Below are 17748 nucleotides of genomic sequence, written 5' to 3' on the forward strand. Positions count from 1 at the left end.
CGCCGCCGCCGGCCGGCACGCCGGCAGTGTGCGCGCCGCGCATCGTCGTGCGTCGTTTCATCCGGCGATCATGGCCGCCGCAGGTCGAGCGTGAACGGGAATTCACGGCTCGGTGCGGCCGGCGCCACCGTCATCCGGCCCGGCGTGTGCCCCATCGCGACGAAGCGCGCGAGCCGGCGGCTCTCTGCCTCGTACGCGTTGACCGGGAACGTCGCGTAGTTGCGCCCCCCCGGATGCGCAACGTGATACCGGCAGCCGCCAAGCGAGCGTTCCAGCCACGTATCGACGATGTCGAACGTGAGCGGCGCGTGCACGCCGATGGTCGGATGCAGCGCCGACGGCGGCGCCCACGCCTTGTAACGCACGCCGGCCACGTATTCGCCGACGGTGCCGGTCGGCTGCAGCGGCAGCGCGCGGCCGTTGACGGTCACGACGTGCCGGTTGTCGTTCAGTCCCGTCACGCGCACCTCCAACCGTTCGAGCGACGAGTCGACGTAGCGCACCGTGCCGCCGATCGCCCCCTCTTCGCCCATCACGTGCCACGGCTCCAGCGCGCCGCGCAGCGACAATTGCATCCCGTTCACCGCGATCTGGCCGAACAGCGGGAAGCGGAATTCGAAATGCGGCGCGAACCACGCGGGATCGAACGCGAAACCTGCGTCGCGCAGCTCCGCGAGCACGTCGTCGAAATCCATCTTCAGGAACGCCGGCAGCATGAAGCGATCGTGCAGCGCGGTGCCCCAGCGCGTGAGCGGCGTCGTGTACGGCGCGGCCCAGAAGCGGGCGACGAGCGCGCGCAGCAGCAGTTGCTGCACGATGCTCATCCGCGCATGCGGCGGCATTTCGAACGCGCGCAGCTCGAGCAGGCCGAGCCGGCCGGTCGACGAATCGGGCGAATACAGCTTGTCGATGCAGAATTCGCTGCGGTGCGTGTTGCCGGTCACGTCGATCAGCAGATTGCGCAGCACGCGGTCGACGAGCCACGGCGGCATGTCCTGCCCGTACAGCAGCTTGTTGCGCTGGATTTCCGCAAACGCGATGTCGAGTTCGTAGAGCTGGTCGTTGCGTGCTTCGTCGACGCGCGGCGCCTGGCTCGTCGGGCCGATGAACAACCCGGAGAACAGGTACGACAGCGACGGATGGTTGTGCCAGTAAGCGATCAGGCTCGCGAGCAGATCGGGACGGCGCAGGAACGGGCTGTCGGCCGGCGTCGCGCCGCCGAGCACGAAGTGGTTGCCGCCGCCCGTGCCGACGTGCCGCCCGTCGACCATGAACTTCTCGGTGGACAGCCGCGACTGCCACGCGGCGTCGTACAGGAACTCGGTCTGGTCGACGAGTTCGTCGAAGCTCTTCGCCGGATGCACGTTCACCTCGATCACGCCGGGATCGGGCGTGACCTGCAGCAGCTTGAGCCGCGCGTCGCGCGGCGGCGGGTAGCCTTCGAGCACGAGCTTCACGTCGAGTGCGTGCGCCGTCAGCTCGATCGCGGCCAGCAGGTCGAGATAATCCTCGAGCGCGGCCAGCGGCGGCATGAACACGTACAGGATCCCGTTGCGTACTTCGACGCACAGCGCGGTGCGCGTGATCCATGCGGCGGATTCGAAGCGCTTGGGGTGGCGCTCGGCGGCGTGCGCGGGGCGCTCACCCGTGGCCGTGCCGTCGCTGCGCCATTGCATGACGGTGTGCGCAGGCGCTTCGCGCTGCACGCCTGCCAGGTAGCGCGGCGCATCCGCCGTCCCCGCATGACGCGCACGGAATGCGGCTGCGTCCGGCAGCGCGTCGCGAGGCGCGAACGGATCGCGTTCGACGAGGTACGGGTAGTCGGCGCCGGCAACCCACGGCAGCGAATCGAGCGGGAGCCGATAGCCCATCGGGGAGTCGCCGGGCACCAGATACATCCGCTCGTCGCGGAAGAACCAAGGCCCCGTCTGCCAGCGCGGCCCCCCGAGGGCCGCCCCTTCGCGGGCCGCCCCATCCTCCACACGCTTGATCGGCAGCACGTAGCCGACGATGCTGTCGAGCCGCTGATCGAACACCTTGCGCAGCCGCGCACGTTCGAGCTCGTCGTCGAGGCGCGAGTCGAACGGGTCGACGTTGACGGGCAGCCGACGCTCGCGCCACAGGTAGTACCACACGTCCTCGTAGCCAGGCCGCACGAACTCGTCTGTCAGCCCGAGACGCGCGGCCAGCGCATCGATGAAGCGCTTCGCGTCGGCGGTCGTGCAGGCGGACGGCTCGCGCTCGTCGGCGAACAGCGACGGATCGTGCCACACGGGCTGGCCGTCCGCGCGCCAGAATATCGACAGCGCCCAGCGCGGGAGTTGCTCGCCCGGATACCATTTGCCCTGCCCGAAATGCAGGAAGCCGCCGTCCCCGTATTGCGCACGCAGCCGCTGCACGAGCTCGGTTGCATAGCCGCGCTTGGTCGGGCCGAGCGCATCGGTGTTCCACTCGGCGCCGTCGCGATCGTCGATCGACACGAAGGTCGGCTCGCCGCCTTGCGTGAGCCGCACGTCACCTGCCGTCAATGCGCCGTCGACCTGCGCGCCGAGCGTGCGCACGGCATCCCATTGCGAATCGGTGTACGGCTTCGTCACGCGCGGCGATTCGTACACGCGCGTCACGGTCATCTCGTGCTCGAACGCCACTTCGCATTCGTCGATCAGCCCTTCGACCGGTGCGGCGCTGGTCGGCTGCGGCGTACACGCAAGCGGAATGTGGCCTTCGCCGGCAAGCAGCCCGGACGTCGGATCGAAGCCGATCCACCCGGCGCCCGGCAGATAGACTTCGCACCACGCGTGCAGGTCGGTGAAGTCGACCGACGTGCCGCTCGGGCCGTCGAGCGCCTTGACGTCGGGTGTGAGCTGGATCAGGTAGCCGGACACGAAGCGCGCGGCGATGCCAAGATGCCGGCACAGCTGCACGAGCAGCCACGCGCTGTCGCGGCACGATCCCGATGCGAGCTCGAGCGTTTTCTCGGGCGTCTGCACCCCCGGCTCCATCCGCACGAGATAGCCGATGTCACGCTGCAACTGCTGGTTGAGCGCGACGAGGAAGTTTACGGTGCCGGCGGGCGTGCGGTCGACGCCGTCGAGGTACGCGCGGAACAGCGGCGCCGCGCTCGTCTGCGGATCGCACGCGAGATACGGCGCGAGCTCGGTCTGCAGCGCATCGTCATAGTGGAACGGGTACTGCTCGGCGCTCGCTTCGAGAAAGAAGTCGAACGGGTTGTACACCGACATCTCGGCCACGAGATCGATCGTGATCGCGAAGTGCTCGGTGCGCTCGGGAAACACGAGCCGCGCGAGATAGTTCGAGAATGGGTCCTGCTGCCAGTTGATGAAGTGCTGCGCGGGCTCGACCGTCATCGAATACGCGACGATCGGCGTGCGGCAATGCGGCGCGGGCCGCAGCCGCACGATTTGCGGGCCGAGGTTGACGGGCCGGTCGTAGCGGTAGCGGGTGGTGTGATGCAGCGCGACGTGGATGGGCATGGGAAAGCCGCTCGGTTCGGGTTGAGCCGGCCGCGTGCGCCGCGCCGCCGTCGCTGCGGCGGCACGACACGGCGGATTCGGCGAAGGTGCGCGTCAGACGAGTTCCGGCGACTGCACGACACTGATCTCGACGGCGACGGCGCTCGCGCCGAGCCCCGTCACCGGTTGAGCATCGCGATGGTCGAGGCCGACCGCGATGCGCACGTAACGCTCGTCCGGGCAGCGGTTCATGAACGGATCGAAGCCGACCCAGCCAAGCCCTTCGACGTACGCCTCCGCCCACGCATGGCCGGCCGGCTGGTGCATCAGCGCAGCGGCCTGCGGTTGCGCGCCGAGCGCCGGCTGCGGCACGCCCTGCGATTGCGCGGCGTGCGATGCGCCGAGCGCCTGCTGCATGCCGTCGCCGGCCTGCAGCGCAAGCGCTTCCTCGGCTTCGGCCTCGTCGCCGCTCGCGCTTTGCTTTGCGTCGGCGATGCGCTGCATCGCGCCGTCGGCAAGCACGTAGCCGGAGATGTAGCGTGCGGGCACCTTCAGCGCCCGCGCGGCCGCGATGAACGCATGCGCATGATCGCGGCTCGTGCCCTCGCCGCTTTGCAGCGCGGTTTCCGCATCGACCGCCGCGTCCGCGAGGTTCGGCGCATACGCGATGCGGCCGTGCACTTCGGTCATCAGCCAGTGCAGCGCGTCGAGGCTGTGCGGCTCGATCGGAATGGCCTGCGCGAGCTCGCGCACGGTGTCGCCGGCCTTCGTGAGCGCGGTCTCGCGCTCGAAGATCCACGGCGGCGCATAGCCGTCGGGATGGCCGAGAATGCCGGCGCGGTCCTGCGTCTCGACGACGCCGGCCGCGACCACGACGATCTCCTGCTTCGCGTCGCGATCGTGCCGCACGAGGTCGATCCGGTTGCCGAGCCCGTCCGAATAGGACAGCGTCGGTTCGACGCCGTCGATCGTAACCTGCCACGCGCGCACCGTTTGCCCGGGCCCCGACTGCGGACGCAGCCGCAGCCGTTGCAGTGCATGGGTGGCCTGATCGTCGAACTGATAACGCGAGATGTGTCGGATGGCGAGTCGCATGGCAAGCCTCAGTCGAAGTTGTACGCCTGGGCGATGTCGATCCCGAGGCTGTTGTTGCGGCCGATGAAATCGGTCAGGAACTCGTGCAGGCCGCTCTTGAAGATCCGGTCGACCGAGGTGTCGGACAGCATCTGCAGGATCTTCGTGGCCGTGTCGTGACACGCGTGTGTCACGCCGTAATCCTTCGCGAGCATGTTCAGGCTCGACACGACCCGCCCGTAGCAATAACGCAGCGAGCGCGGCATCCGGCCGTTCAGGATCAGGTAATCGGCGATGTTCATCGGCTTGTACTGCACGTCGTACACCCAGCGATACGAACGGTGCGCGGCCACGCAGCGCAGGATCGTCTCCCACTGGTAGTTGTCGAGGATCGTGCCGACGTGCGACACCGACGGCAGCAGCAAGTGGTATTTCACGTCGAGGATGCGCGCGGTGTTGTCGGCGCGCTCGACGAATGCGCCAATCTGTGCGAAATCGAAAATTTCATTGCGCAGCATCGTGCTGTAGAAGCTGCCGAGGATCAGCGCCGTTTCGCGCTTCACCCCATCGAGCACGGCCGGCAGCGCGCTCTCCGGCACCGGCTGCGCGAGCGCCTGGCGCAGCGCGAGCCACGCGCCGTTCACGCTCTCCCACGCCTCGCGCGTGAGCGCCGTGCGCACCATCCGCGCGTTCGAGCGCGCGGCCTCGATGCACGACAGCACGCTCGACGGGTTGTCGCGATCGCGCAGCAGATAGTCGGTCACGGTGTCGGCGGCATATGCGTCGTACTTCTGACGATAGCCGTCGTCCGCGCCGGAACTGACCAGCACCGACGACCATTCCGCGGGCGCGTCGGACGTGCGCGTGAGCGCCATCCGCAACCCGGCATCGACGATGCGCGCGATGTTCTCCGCGCGCTCGATATAGCGGTACATCCAGTAGAGGCCGCTCGCAGTTCGTCCCAGAAGCATCTCGTGTCCACTCCGTCTTCGTTCGGTTCGCGCGCCGGCTGCGGCGCGCGCGGTCGTGCCCGGCTCAGTCGGCCAGCACCCAGGTGTCCTTGGTGCCGCCGCCCTGGCTCGAATTGACGACGAGCGATCCCTCCTTCAGCGCGACGCGCGTAAGCCCGCCCGGCGTGATGCGGATCCGGTCCGACACCAGCACGAACGGCCGCAGGTCGACGTGGCGCGGCGCAAGGCCGGCATCGGTCAGAATCGGCGTCGTGGACAACGCCAGCGTGGGTTGCGCGATGTAGTTCGCGGGCCGCGCGCGCAGCTTCGCGGCGAACGCGTCGAGTTCGGCCTTCGACGCGCACGGGCCGACCAGCATTCCGTAGCCGCCCGAGCCGTGCACCTCCTTTACGACGAGCTCGTCGAGATGGTCGAGCACGTATTTGAGGCTGTCCGCCTCGCCGCAGCGCCAGGTCGGCACGTTCTCCAGCAGCGCCTTGCGACCCGTGTAGAACTCGACGATCTCCGGCATGTACGAGTAGATCGCCTTGTCGTCGGCGATACCGGTGCCGGGCGCGTTCGCGATCGTGATGTTGCCCGCGCGGTAGACGTCCATGATCCCGGCGACGCCGAGCACCGAATCGGGGCGGAACGTGAGCGGATCGAGGAAGGCGTCGTCGACGCGGCGATACAGCACGTCGATCGGCTGGAAGCCTTCGGTCGTGCGCATCGCAACACGGCCGTCGATCACCTGCAAGTCGCTGCCCTCGACGAGGTGCACGCCCATCTGGTCGGCGAGGAACGAATGTTCGTAGTACGCGGAATTGTGAATGCCGGGCGTGAGCACGGCGATGGTCGGGTTGTCGACGTTGCCGCCCGGCGGGCACACGGCCGCGAGCGACTGGCGCAGCATCTGCGGATAGGTTTCGACCGGCCGCACCTTCACTTGCTGGAACAGCTCGGGGAAGAGCTGCATCATCGTCTCGCGGTTCTCCAGCATGTACGACACGCCCGACGGCGTACGCGCGTTGTCCTCCAGCACGTAGAACTCGTTCTCGCCGGTGCGCACGATGTCGACGCCGATGATGTGCGTGTAAACGTTGCCGGGCGGCCGGAAGTCGATCATCTCCGGGATGAACGCGTCGTTGTGCGCGATCAGGTGCTTCGGCACGATGCCCGCGCGCACGATTTCCTGGCGATGGTAGATGTCGTCGAGGAACGCGTTGAGCGCCATCACGCGCTGCTCGATCCCGAGCGACAGGCGGCTCCATTCGGCGCCGGAGATGATCCGCGGCACGATATCGAACGGAATCAGCCGCTCGGCGGCCTGTGCGTCGCCGTACACGGCGAACGTGATGCCCGTCCTGCGGAATACGCTTTCCGCATCGTGGGCCTTCTGGGCGAGGCTCGCGGGGTTCTGCGTGTCGAGCCATTGCTTCAGGCGCGCGTAGGGCGCCCTTACCATGTCGCCGGATTGCAGCATTTCATCGAATGGCTTCATCGATCTTTTCTCCGTCGATCGTTTTCCCCGGCATTGCGCATGCCGGACCGGCGTACTGACTGCCTTGCAAGGAACGTGCCTTGCTGCATCCCCTCAGGTCCCCCTTTTTGTCGTGCGGGCGGCACGCCGTCGCGGCATGCCGCACCAGGATGGTGCGACGCACGGTGCAGCGACGCATCACCGGCGTGCCGCGCCCCGCCCGGCCGATGTCGCGCCGCGTCGCGCAATCATGGTTCGCCCGCGCGGCACGATTGCGCAATCTGCACTGCACCAATATTTCGCACTGCCCGCACGGCCGCAGTTGCCGCGCTGCCGGCCGATGGCGGTTCGGCCCCGTGCGGGCAGCGCTTGCCGCCGCCGAGCGGCAGATCGCACGGCGCCGCCGCCTCCCTCTGTTGCCGCATCGCAGCGAACCGGCCCGCGGCCGGGCGTCACGATGGGCGCCGTGCGCGCCGCATCGTGCAGCTGCCGGACGGAACGGCGTGAAGGCGGGCCGGCGCGAAGCCGGCCCGGGGGAAGTGCCGTGTGCGACGAATCGGCCAGTTCGACGCGGTGAACTAACCGGTTAGCCGGGTCGGCACCTCGAACTTATGCAGCCGTAATACCGCCGACAACGCCCATGCATATTTCGACTAACACCGATCGAAAAAAAACATCGGCCCGGACGCGCGAGGCGCGGTACGCTACCAAACCGGTTCAGCGAAATGGCGCCGCGCATCGCGGCGCCGACTATAAACAGCGAAGAATCAACATGGAAGCGAAGTGGCTGGAAGATTTCCTGAGCCTTGCGGATACCAAGAGCTTTTCGCGTGCCGCGCGTCATCGGCACCTTACGCAGTCCGCATTCAGCAGACGAATCGCCGCGCTCGAAACGTGGATGGACGCGAAGCTGGTCGACCGCAGCATCAACCCGATTGCGCTGACGCCGGCCGGACAGATGTTCCGCGGCCTGGCCGCGGACATCCTGCGCAGCATGTACGCGGCCCGCAATCTCGTGAACGGCTACGACCAGTTCGCGGCGAGCGACCAGGTCGTGCGCTTCGCGGTCGCGCACACGCTCGTGTTCACCCTGTTTCCCGTGTGGCTCAAGCAGCTCAACGGCGAAGTCGGCCACGTGAGCGCACGTGTCAATGCGGTGAACGTGCCGGAAGGCGTGCAGCAGCTCGTCGAGGGTGAATGCGACCTGCTGCTCGGCTATCACCATCCGCAATTGCCGATCGTGCTCGATCCGAACCACTTCCCGTTCGTCACGCTCGGTGTCGAACGGATCCTGCCGGTGTCGACGCCGGACGCGCGCGGCAAGCCGGTCTTCGAACTGCCGGGCACGGCCGACGCGCCGCTGCCGCTGCTCGCGTATTCATCGGGTGCATTCCTGGGCAACGTCGTCGAGATGCTGCTGCTGAACGCGTCCGAGTCGTATGCGCTGCACCGGTGCTTCGAGACGCACATGTCCGAGGCGCTGAAGGGCATGGTCGTCGCCGGGCACGGGATCGGGTGGCTGCCGGAGAGCTGCGTCGCGAAGGAGCTCGGGGAAGGTTCGCTGGTCCATGCGGGCTCGTCCGACTGGATCACCGAGCTCGAGATCCGGCTGTACCGGTCGGCGCGCAAGCGTGGGCTCGCGGCCGAGCAGCTGTGGAGCTACATCATGAGCCGGCCGCGCGCGGCAGCCGACGGCAGGATCGCGGATTCCTCGATCACGCCGATCGCGTCGATCACGTCGCTCACGGCAGGCGCACGCATCGCGCGCCGCGGCGCAGGCAGCCGCTGACGCGCTGCGCCGCGCTTCGGCGGTCGTTCCCGCTTCGCGTCGCGCCCGCGCGGATGGAAACCATACTCGTCTTGCGCGTTTTCGCCCTTGTCCGGCCGGGGAGTTTTTCGCTCCCTTGCATGCCACGCGATTATCACGCACGAATAATCGGTATTATGAAAACTCCAAACGTTTGCGCGGCCGGACAGATTTCCTGTTAATTGCAGCATTGACCCCGTATTACTTGCCGATTCATCTGGCGGAAATACCCTGTTACAGAAAAAAATAGAAGTTTCGATTTTCATCGGACGACGGTTACTCGTCAGAACGTCGCACCCCATTTTCTCCCGCCTCTCTCCTGTGCTCTGAAAGTCACCTTGATGCCTCGATTACAGAGGCAAATCCACCTTTATTCAGTCGTTATTTTTCGGCAAAAATTCCAATACGTCTTATGTCCGAAGTGTCGGGACAGGTCACCGCTACTGCTGTGCAAGATTCGTGTCCGGCAATATCGACTTTGTTCAGTATTAATCCCTTTCATCGAATAATTTGCGATCGCGTTTAAATACGACGTTTAAAGCGCGTCTCATTGGGACTACACGCAGTTGTTTGTTCAAAACCCATCGTGTATCAATAGCGTGTCGCAAAAAGAACGCGGTTAATTCGACTCGGAATAAATGCGTTGTCATGGATTCCGGATGGAGGTTGCAATGTCTTCCTCGCCGTTTGAACAGCATGCTCGCGCGCTCCTCGGCATCGTCGCAACCGCCTTGTGCGTCAATGCCGCGGCACAAACACCTGCCCGAAACCAACCCGCGGCGCCAGCGTCGGGCGAGGAGTCGGGGCGATACACGATTTCGTACATCTGCGGTGATGCGGGAATCGACGGTACGGCGCCGCTTCCCCCCGACGGCCGCCCGTACAACCTCGGCGTGTCGTTCGTGTCCGGTAGCACGGGGCAACCGCTGTCGAACGTGGATGTGCGTCTCAGACGGCATGGCCGCGTACTCGTCGAGTTCAAGGCAACGGGGCCGCGCTGCCTGTTCAGCGTGCCCGACGCAAGCTACCGGGTCGAAGGGACCTATCAGGGGGCCACGCAGTTCGCGATCGTCGAAACGGGCGCGCTCACCACGCAGTTGAAATGGTGAACCGCATCTGAACCCGCGTGCCGACGCCACGCGAGATCGCACCGTTCCCCGCCACCCATTCATACGAGGAGGATTGAATGACTCGTGCAGAACGACCGGACGGCTTGCCCGTCGGGGAGCCGAAACCCTCGTGGGGTCCGGGAAAGAATGCGGCGCTCAGCATCGTTGCGTTTGCCGCGATCTTCGGAGCCTTCGCCTATGTCGAGCGAGACACGAGGGTCGGCCATGCGAGCGTGACGCACGACATCGCCGGCGTGATTGGAAGCGCCGTCGGAAAGTACCGCAGCTTCGTCGTCGCCGCGACGGCGGGCCCGGCCAGCGCTTCGGGCGAGTCCGGTGCATCGAGCGTAGCCGCGGCCGGCGGCCCGACATCGGCCGTCGCGCAAACCGCGACGCCTGCGGCGCTTGCTTCGGGAACGCCGTCGGTATCGGCCGCGGCCGAACCGCCCGTGCCGCCGCTGCAATCGGGCGCCCGCTCCACCGCGCAACACGCGCGCCCTGCCCACGCGCCGCCCGCCCGGCTCGCGACCGGCGCGTATGCCGCGTCGGCCAGCGCTCGCACCGGGCGGCCGGCCGATGCGCACCGTACGTCGCGTACGCAGGCGCTTGCGCGCGCCAGAAAACATGCGGACCCCGTGCCGGGACTGCAGCCGCAGTCGTATATCGCCGACACCACGCACATGGAAACCGCCAGCGTCACGCGCGACGAACTGGAAGGCGCCCGCGCGCTGGCCCGGGCGCGCTCGTGTGCGCAGATCGACGCATGGAACTGCGTGGAACAGAACGCGAGTCGCGCACTCGCGATCGACCCGAGGAACAGCGAATCGCGCGCGCTGCTTGGACAAGCGATCCGCAACCGTCTGTGAACCGGCCGGATGCCGCGTGGTCTCGCTGCCCGACGGCGCGGACGGCCGGCGGCACATGTCGTCGGGCGCGCAACCGATGTGATCGTTACAGAGTGAGGAGACACACCGTGGCCAACAATCGAACACAACAATGCACGACCGCCGCTCCGTCAACGCGGCGGATTCTCCTGCATGCGCCGCTGCTCCTGCTGCTCGTCGCGTCCGGCTCCTGCCTTGCCGCGGAAAGTGACGAACGGCCGCGCGACACGGGTGAAATCGCCGGAACCCACGGCGCATCGGACGTGCGACCCGACGCGCAGCCGGCCGGTGTGTCGACTCAGGACGCCCAGGATTCCGATGCGCTGCCCCCGAATGCACCCACGCCGATCGCGCGCGCGTCCGACGCGTCGCTGCAGATCGCGCAGGCTTCGGCCCCGCAGCCGCCGGGGATGCCGACCACCGTGGTCGTGGAACCGGAGACGCCGCAGCCCGCCAATCCCGCGCCGGGCGCGCAACCTTCGAACGCGCCGGTGCAAACCCCGCCCGCATCGGATACCGCGTCCCCGAACATGCCCGCGCCGCATTCGCGGAGTTCGGAAGTGCCGATGCAGTTCCCGCCGGAATCCGCTACCGCATCTTCGAATATCCCGGCATCTCGCTCGCCCGCGCCCGATGCGCCGATGCAACTCGCGCAGGGATCCGATGCGGCGTCGCCGGCAAGCTCCGCATCCGGTTCGCAAACGCCCAATGCGCCGATGCAACTCGCGCAGGCATCCGATGCCGTGCCGTCGGCAAGCTTCGCACCCGTCGCGCAGGCGGCCGACACGCCGCCCCAGCCGCCGCTGGCAACAGGCGTCGAGTCGCCCGTGACGCCACCGCTACAGGCAGCAGCGTCCGGCGCGCCCGCGCAGGATGCTCATCCGTCCCACGCCCCGGCTCAGTACGCGCAGCCGTCGGGCGTTGCCGCCCCTTCGAATGCGCCAACGCAGATCGCGCAACTGTCCGGCACGCCGATGCCGAACTCGCCGGCGCCCGTGACCACGGCGCCCGGCATGCCGCCGCCCTCGACGCAGGCGCCGGGTTCGCAATCGCCCGGCGCATCGTTGCCGGGCGAAGCCACGCAACGCTCGCAGGGGCCCGACGTGCAGGCGCCGAACGCGCAGGCGCCGAACCTGCGCACCGCCGACGTCGCAACCGTGCGCAACGACGTGTTCGGCCTCGCTGTGAGCGGCGGTGCGGTGCAGGCGCTCCAGGAAGCGAAGGCGCGGCCCGATGCGTTTTCCGCCGTCGACGTCGCGCAGCTCGAGGAGTTGTCGATTCGCCAGCAGGTGCGCGGCGGCCGCGACAAGTCGCGCTCGATGACGAGTCCGGACCGCTTCGACGGCCTCGACAATGCATTGCGGGCGGCCGACGACCTCGACAAGCGGATGCCGGCCACACCGGACTACACGCCGGTGCGGACCGCGCTCGCCGGCGACCGCACGGTCGCACTGGCGGCACGCGGCGACATGAGGCAGGCCGTCGCGACTTTCGAGACGATCCCGTCCAACGCCGAAATCTCGATCGACGCGCTGGCGGCCGTCGGCGACGCGTACCTGTACCTCAGCGAACCGGCCAAGGCGAACGCCGTCTACGCGCGTGCGCTGCAACAGGCAACCGCATCGCCGACCGATCGCGCGACCCGCGGCTTCCAGTATGGCGCGCGTACGCAACCGATCGAGCTGCGTGAAGGCCTGTTCTGGTCGTACGTCGATCAAGGGCACGCGCCGGAAGCGAAGCAGGTGCTCGACGACATGGAGAAGTCGCTGCCGCCGGTCAAGCAGGTAACCAACGTCGGTCCGGCGGAAAGCGACTATCTGCGTTACTACCGGCTGCGTGCGCAGTACCTGATCTTCACGGGGCACGTCGACGAAGGGATCGCCGCGCTCGAGCAACTCGAGAAGGAGGTGCCGTTCAATGCGGAGGTTCGCGCCGCGCATGCCGACGCGGTATCGGGCCAGGCGCATCCGCGCCAGGCGATCGCAATGTATCGCGCATCGCTGACCGATCACCCGGACAGCGTCGAAATGCTCGCGGGCCTCGGCCGCGCGTCGCTCGTGGCGGACGACTACGCGACCGCGAAGACCGTCGACCAGACGCTGGACAACACGTTTCCGGACAGCGGCGCGGTGCGCGGCTTCAAGCGCGACTACAACGCATATCGCAGCCCCGTGTTCACGACCGACCTGAGCTTCGAACACGGCAACAGCGCACTGGCCGACAACAGCTTCACGTCTGACAGCTACGTGTATTCGCCGCCGTTCGGCGACAACTGGCGCGTGTTCTCGCATACGTTCTTCGGCTTCGCGCAGACCGACGGCGGCAGCATCAAGCGCACGCGCACCGGCATCGGCGGCGACTACCGGCACGGGCCGCTCACCGTACAGGGCGAGGTCACGCGTTCGTTCGGCACGGACGGCCGCACCGGCGGCCGCGGGTCGATCGCGTATGCGCTGAACGACTACTGGACGGTAAACGCGGGGCTCGACTCCAACGACAACTCGCTGCCGTGGAAGGCATACGCGGCCCACATCTGGGGCCGTTCGGCCAATGCGTCCGTCGTGTACCGGCAGAACGACCGTCGCGAAGTCAAGCTGAGCTACGGCGTGAGCCGCTACAGCGATTCGAACTTCCACCAGGAGATCGCGGCAACGGCCACGCAGCGCGTGTACACGTCCGCCCGGCAGCTGGTCAACGTATCGCTGGATCTCGGCACCGACAGCAACACGCGGCGCGACGCGCCCTACTACAGCCCGGCGCGCGACTACGCGGCCGCGGTGACCGTCATGCACCAGATGATGCTGTGGAAGAAAGGCGACATGGGCCTGCAGCAGCGGATCTCGGTGTCGGGCGGCGTGTACAACGAGCGCGGCTTCGGCAGCAGCGCGCTGTGGAGCGCCCGCCTCGAACATGCGTGGACGTTCAAGCACGACATCACACTGAGCTACGGCATCGAGGTGGGCAGCCACGCGTACGACGGGCAGCGCGAGCGCTCGGAAACCGGCTTCATGTCGGTCAACCTTCCGTTCTAACCAGGAGAAACGCGAATGCAATCCAGACGGACCTTCATGTGCGGATGCCTCGGCGCGTTTGCGGCCTGCTCGCTGTTCCCGGGTGTATCCAACGCGAAGATGATCGACCTGCTGCCGCCGTCCGACCCGGCCGACGGCAAAACGTTTCGCGTGATCTGCATGCACGACGTGCGCGACAACCTGATGGCGTCGTTCTCGTCGCCGTCGGCAATCGTCGATCCGTTCGCGATCGATACCGGCACACTGACCGCGATCTTCTCGTGGCTGCAGACCAACAACTACCACACGATCACGGTCAAGCAGATCGAGGAGTCGCGGCGCGGCGGCAAACCGCTGCCGCCGCGCGCGGTGCTGCTCACGTTCGACGACGGCTTCCGCAGCCACTACACGAAGGTGCTGCCGCTGCTCGAACGCTTCAGGTATCCGGCCGTGATGGGTCTCGTCACCGCATGGATCGACACGCCGCCGGACACGCCGATCCGCATCAGCGACAAGGTGCAGGTGCCGCGCGAATACTTCCTGTCGTGGGACGAGGTGAAAAAGCTCGGCCAGTCGGAATTCGTCGAGCTCGGCTGCCACACCCACAATCTCCACCACGGTGCGGTCGCGAATCCGCAAGGCAACGAATTGCCGGCGACCACGTCGCATCTCTACCTGCAAGACCAGAAGCGCTATGAAACCGACGCCGAATTCCACGCACGCGTGCACGACGACCTGCAGACTTGCGTGCGGCAGATCCGCGAACGCACGGGCATCGTCGCACGTTCGATGGTGTGGCCATACGGCGCGGAAAATCAGCCCGTGCGCCAGATATCGACATCGCTCGGCATGGACGTCCAGTTCAGTCTCGACGCCGGCCCGAACACGCCGGACGTTCCGATGGACCGGCTGAGGCGGATCCTGCTGATGTACGACGTGGACATCGGCGGATTCGAGCGCTCGATGCGCGAGCCGGCCTCCAACCGCGGCGACGTCGACGTGCCCGAACGTACCGTGCAGGTCGATCTCGACCAGGTCTACGATCCCGATCCCGCGCGTCAGGAAGCGAATCTCGGCAAGCTGATCGAGCGTATCTACCGGATGCAGCCAAAATCGGTGTACCTGCAGGCGTACGCGGATCCGAACGGCACCGGCGTGGCCGAAGCGGTGTACTTCCCGAACCGGCACCTGCCGATGCGCGCCGACCTGTTCTCGCGGGCCGCGTGGCAGCTCAACACGCGCTCCAACGTGCAGGTCTACGCGTGGATGCCGGTGCTCGCGTTCCGGCCGCCGGCCGACAAGCTGCGCGGGCTCCAGCCCGTCACCGCATACGGTGGCGCACCGGCACGCGAGAACGGCACGCGCGTGTTCCGGCTGAGCCCGTTCGATCCGGAGGCGCGGCTGATGATCCAGCAGGTCTACGAGGATCTGAGCAAGCACGCATCGTTCAGCGGGGTCCTGTTCAGCGACGACGCCGTGCTCGACGACTATGAGGATGCGGGCAAGCACGCACTGCGCGTGTATTCGCAATGGGGGCTGCCCGCCGACGTCGGCAAGATTCGCGAGAACCCCGAGCTGATGAAGCGCTGGACGCGCCAGAAGTCGCGCTACCTGATCGACATGACGAAGCAGCTGGAGCAGATCGTGCTCGCGCATCAGAACGTGGGCGACGTGCTGACCGCGCGCAACATCTTCGCGATGCCGGTGCTGAAGCCGGAATCGGAAGCGTGGTACGCGCAGAACTACGACGATTTCCTCGCCACCTACGACTACGTCGCGCTGATGGCGATGCCGTACATGGAACAGGCGAAAGACCCGGAAGGCTGGCTGGACGAGCTGGTGCGGGCTGTCCGCGCGAAGCGGCGCGGGCTGCAGCGCACCGTGTTCGAGCTGCAGTCGTACGACTGGCATGCGCAGAAGCAGGTGCCGGCCGGCACGCTCCTGTCGCAGATGAGACGGCTGCGCAGCGAGGGCGCGGTGAATTTCGGCTACTACCCGGACAACTTCCTGAACAACGCGCCCGAGCTCGACGCGATGCGCGACGTGATGTCGCTGAAGTCCCGTCTCGATCCCACCTCCATCAACGCGCTGATGCAAATGCAGCAACCGAAGGGAATCAAAACACCATGAACTCCCACAGCATCATCCAGCGCGTGCAGGACTTCGTCTTCTACTATCCGTTCTTCATGTCGTATCTGTGGATGATCGGCGGCGTCGTGCATTACTTCCTGCTCGAGGAGGGTCGCGTATTGTCGACACGCACGATCGCGTCGAGCGGCATTCCGAAGGTCTCGATCGTCGTGCCGTGCTTCAACGAGGCCGCGAACGCGCGCAGCGTGATTCGCCACCTGAACGCGATGGACTACCCGAACTACGACATCATCGCGGTCAACGACGGCAGCAAGGACCGCACCGGCGAGATTCTGAACGAGCTGGCCGTCGAGATTCCGCGCCTTCTCGTCATCCATCACGCACGCAACGAAGGCAAGGCGGTCGGGCTCACGACGGCGGCGGCGGTATCGAACGCGGAGTACCTTCTCTGCATCGACGGCGACGCGCTGCTCGCGCATGACGCGATCGGCTGGATGCTCGAACATTTCCTGACCGATCCGGGCGTCGGCGCGGTGACCGGCAATCCGCGCATCCGCACGCGCACGTCGCTGCTCGGGCGCATGCAGGTCGGCGAATTCTCGTCGATCGTCGGGCTGATCAAGCGCACGCAGCAGGTGTACGGCCGCATCTTCACGGTGTCGGGCGTGATCACGATGTTCCGCAAGACCGCGCTCGCCGACGTCGGCTACTGGAGCTCGGACATGCTGACCGAGGACATCGACATCAGCTGGAAGCTGCAGTGCCGGGACTGGCGCGTCGTCTACGAGCCGCACGCGCTCAGCTGGATCCTGATGCCGGAAACGGTGAAGGGGCTTTACCGGCAGCGGCTGCGCTGGTCGAAGGGCGGCATCCAGGTGCTGCTCAAGTACGCGGGCACGCTGATGCGGCCCACGCAGATGATGATGTGGCCGCTCTTCGTCGAGTACCTGATCGGCATCGCATGGGCGTACGCGATGTCGTTCATCCTGCTGCTCGCGCTGATCGACCTGTTCTACCCGCTTCCGCCGAACTGGCACGTGTCCGTGGTACCGCACTGGCACGGAATGCTGCTGGTCGCGACCTGCATCCTGCAGCTGATCATCGGCAGCATGATCGATCGTCGTTACGACGAAAAACTCCTGATGTACTTCCTTGACACCATCTGGTACCCCGTAGCGTTCTGGGTGATCACCATGATCACCACCGTCGTCGCCCTGCCCGCCGTCGTACTGCGGGGCCGCGGCAAGCGCGCCGTGTGGGTCAGTCCCGACCGAGGCATTCAACATGAAGAACGCGCCGATTATTGACCTTTCCCTGCGCGCACCGCGCGACATGATCGCCGAACGCGGCAACATCGTCGGCCCCGTGCTCGTCGCGTGGTTCCGCCTCGTGCGGCCCGCACTGGTCGGGGGCGTCTGGGCGTCGATCTGCATCTACACGTACCGCTACCTGTTGCCATTCAACGAGGCCGAGATGCCGATCGAGCAGATCGTGTTCTACGTGACCAGCATCGCGCTGATTGCCGGCACGATCGTCACGTGGCTGATCGCGGGACGCGTCGTGCATCCGTTCGCGTACCGGCTGCGCGTGTCGAAGATGCTGCGGCGCTCGGCCACCGTGAAGGTGCGCTCGGTGCCGCCGACCGCGCTCGCCAGCGACCGCCGGCGCGGCACACGGCGCACGTCGCGCATTCTCGTCGCGTCGCACGACGCGAACGGCTCGATCTCGGGCATCGAATGGGTGGTGCACGCGGGGCCGCAGGCGGGCGAGTGATCGCGGCAGACGTGTGCGCCGCACGTCCGATGCCACGGCGCCGCAGCACTTCTCGAATCGCGCTGGCGCGCGCCGCGTGCCAGCCGCAAAACTTCC

General features: G+C 66.6%; 12 protein-coding genes. 7 read left to right on the forward strand and 5 right to left on the reverse strand.

Annotated elements, in window-relative coordinates; translation table 11 throughout:
- Nucleotides 1-68 precede the first annotated feature (68 nt).
- From KDW55_RS20235 to KDW55_RS20250, 4 genes are all read right to left on the reverse strand, one after another.
- Nucleotides 69-3494: a transglutaminase family protein gene (locus KDW55_RS20235; protein WP_212198020.1), complete on the reverse strand. Its 3426-nt coding sequence runs from the start codon at nucleotides 3492-3494 to the stop codon at nucleotides 69-71.
- A 93-nt stretch (nucleotides 3495-3587) separates the two neighbouring features.
- Nucleotides 3588-4568 (reverse strand): transglutaminase family protein, encoded by a 981-nt coding sequence (locus tag KDW55_RS20240; RefSeq protein WP_040139593.1) that lies wholly within the window; start codon nucleotides 4566-4568, stop codon nucleotides 3588-3590.
- Nucleotides 4569-4576: 8 nt separating this feature from the next.
- The gene (locus KDW55_RS20245) at nucleotides 4577-5518 is read right to left on the reverse strand and encodes an alpha-E domain-containing protein (RefSeq protein WP_040139592.1); all 942 of its coding nucleotides are present in this window, start codon (nucleotides 5516-5518) and stop codon (nucleotides 4577-4579) included.
- 64 nt (nucleotides 5519-5582) lie between these two features.
- The gene (locus tag KDW55_RS20250; protein ID WP_040139591.1) at nucleotides 5583-6998 is read right to left on the reverse strand and encodes a circularly permuted type 2 ATP-grasp protein; all 1416 of its coding nucleotides are present in this window, start codon (nucleotides 6996-6998) and stop codon (nucleotides 5583-5585) included.
- A gap of 751 nt (nucleotides 6999-7749) precedes the next feature.
- Here KDW55_RS20250 and KDW55_RS20255 point away from each other — a divergent pair.
- From KDW55_RS20255 to KDW55_RS20265, 3 genes are all read left to right on the forward strand, one after another.
- Nucleotides 7750-8766, forward strand: coding sequence for a LysR substrate-binding domain-containing protein (locus KDW55_RS20255; RefSeq protein ID WP_249174008.1), 1017 nt, complete (start codon nucleotides 7750-7752; stop codon nucleotides 8764-8766).
- A 689-nt stretch (nucleotides 8767-9455) separates the two neighbouring features.
- Complete coding sequence (locus KDW55_RS20260; RefSeq protein WP_069243507.1) at nucleotides 9456-9893, forward strand: hypothetical protein; 438 nt, start codon at nucleotides 9456-9458, stop codon at nucleotides 9891-9893.
- 77 nt (nucleotides 9894-9970) lie between these two features.
- Complete coding sequence (locus KDW55_RS20265) at nucleotides 9971-10759, forward strand: hypothetical protein (RefSeq protein ID WP_212161004.1); 789 nt, start codon at nucleotides 9971-9973, stop codon at nucleotides 10757-10759.
- 316 nt (nucleotides 10760-11075) lie between these two features.
- Here KDW55_RS20265 and KDW55_RS29770 read toward each other — a convergent pair whose 3' ends face one another.
- Nucleotides 11076-11564: a hypothetical protein gene (locus KDW55_RS29770; protein WP_226209175.1), complete on the reverse strand. Its 489-nt coding sequence runs from the start codon at nucleotides 11562-11564 to the stop codon at nucleotides 11076-11078.
- Here KDW55_RS29770 and pgaA point away from each other — a divergent pair.
- Genes pgaA through KDW55_RS20285 form a run of 4 tightly spaced genes read left to right on the forward strand, consistent with a single transcriptional unit; the run spans nucleotide 11494 to nucleotide 17652 of the window.
- Nucleotides 11494-13809, forward strand: coding sequence for a poly-beta-1,6 N-acetyl-D-glucosamine export porin PgaA (gene pgaA, locus KDW55_RS20270; RefSeq protein WP_226209174.1), 2316 nt, complete (start codon nucleotides 11494-11496; stop codon nucleotides 13807-13809). The two genes, KDW55_RS29770 and pgaA, sit on opposite strands and share 71 nt — an antisense overlap.
- Nucleotides 13810-13824: 15 nt before the next feature.
- Complete coding sequence (gene pgaB, locus KDW55_RS20275) at nucleotides 13825-15918, forward strand: poly-beta-1,6-N-acetyl-D-glucosamine N-deacetylase PgaB (RefSeq protein WP_040139587.1); 2094 nt, start codon at nucleotides 13825-13827, stop codon at nucleotides 15916-15918.
- Complete coding sequence (gene pgaC / locus KDW55_RS20280; RefSeq protein WP_212198021.1) at nucleotides 15915-17186, forward strand: poly-beta-1,6-N-acetyl-D-glucosamine synthase; 1272 nt, start codon at nucleotides 15915-15917, stop codon at nucleotides 17184-17186. Before pgaB ends, pgaC begins: the two co-directional genes overlap by 4 nt.
- Entirely contained in the window at nucleotides 17164-17652 is a 489-nt protein-coding gene (locus tag KDW55_RS20285; RefSeq protein ID WP_059546647.1) for a hypothetical protein, read from the forward strand. Before pgaC ends, KDW55_RS20285 begins: the two co-directional genes overlap by 23 nt.
- Nucleotides 17653-17748 lie beyond the last annotated feature (96 nt).

This window comes from Burkholderia sp. AU19243 (assembly GCF_018148075.1).
GTDB classification, from domain to species: Bacteria; Pseudomonadota; Gammaproteobacteria; order Burkholderiales; family Burkholderiaceae; genus Burkholderia; species Burkholderia latens_A.

What these genes read in the sequence shown, in the direction of transcription:
- KDW55_RS20235 (WP_212198020.1), bottom strand. Translation starts at nt 3,494, where the DNA reads ATGCCCATCCACGTCGCGCTGCATCACACCACCCGCTACCGCTACGAC.
- KDW55_RS20240 (WP_040139593.1), bottom strand. Translation starts at nt 4,568, where the DNA reads ATGCGACTCGCCATCCGACACATCTCGCGTTATCAGTTCGACGATCAG.
- KDW55_RS20245 (WP_040139592.1), bottom strand. Translation starts at nt 5,518, where the DNA reads ATGCTTCTGGGACGAACTGCGAGCGGCCTCTACTGGATGTACCGCTAT.
- KDW55_RS20250 (WP_040139591.1), bottom strand. Translation starts at nt 6,998, where the DNA reads ATGAAGCCATTCGATGAAATGCTGCAATCCGGCGACATGGTAAGGGCG.
- KDW55_RS20255 (WP_249174008.1), top strand. Translation starts at nt 7,750, where the DNA reads ATGGAAGCGAAGTGGCTGGAAGATTTCCTGAGCCTTGCGGATACCAAG.
- KDW55_RS20260 (WP_069243507.1), top strand. Translation starts at nt 9,456, where the DNA reads ATGTCTTCCTCGCCGTTTGAACAGCATGCTCGCGCGCTCCTCGGCATC.
- KDW55_RS20265 (WP_212161004.1), top strand. Translation starts at nt 9,971, where the DNA reads ATGACTCGTGCAGAACGACCGGACGGCTTGCCCGTCGGGGAGCCGAAA.
- pgaA (WP_226209174.1), top strand. Translation starts at nt 11,494, where the DNA reads ATGCAACTCGCGCAGGCATCCGATGCCGTGCCGTCGGCAAGCTTCGCA.
- pgaB (WP_040139587.1), top strand. Translation starts at nt 13,825, where the DNA reads ATGCAATCCAGACGGACCTTCATGTGCGGATGCCTCGGCGCGTTTGCG.
- pgaC (WP_212198021.1), top strand. Translation starts at nt 15,915, where the DNA reads ATGAACTCCCACAGCATCATCCAGCGCGTGCAGGACTTCGTCTTCTAC.
- KDW55_RS20285 (WP_059546647.1), top strand. Translation starts at nt 17,164, where the DNA reads ATGAAGAACGCGCCGATTATTGACCTTTCCCTGCGCGCACCGCGCGAC.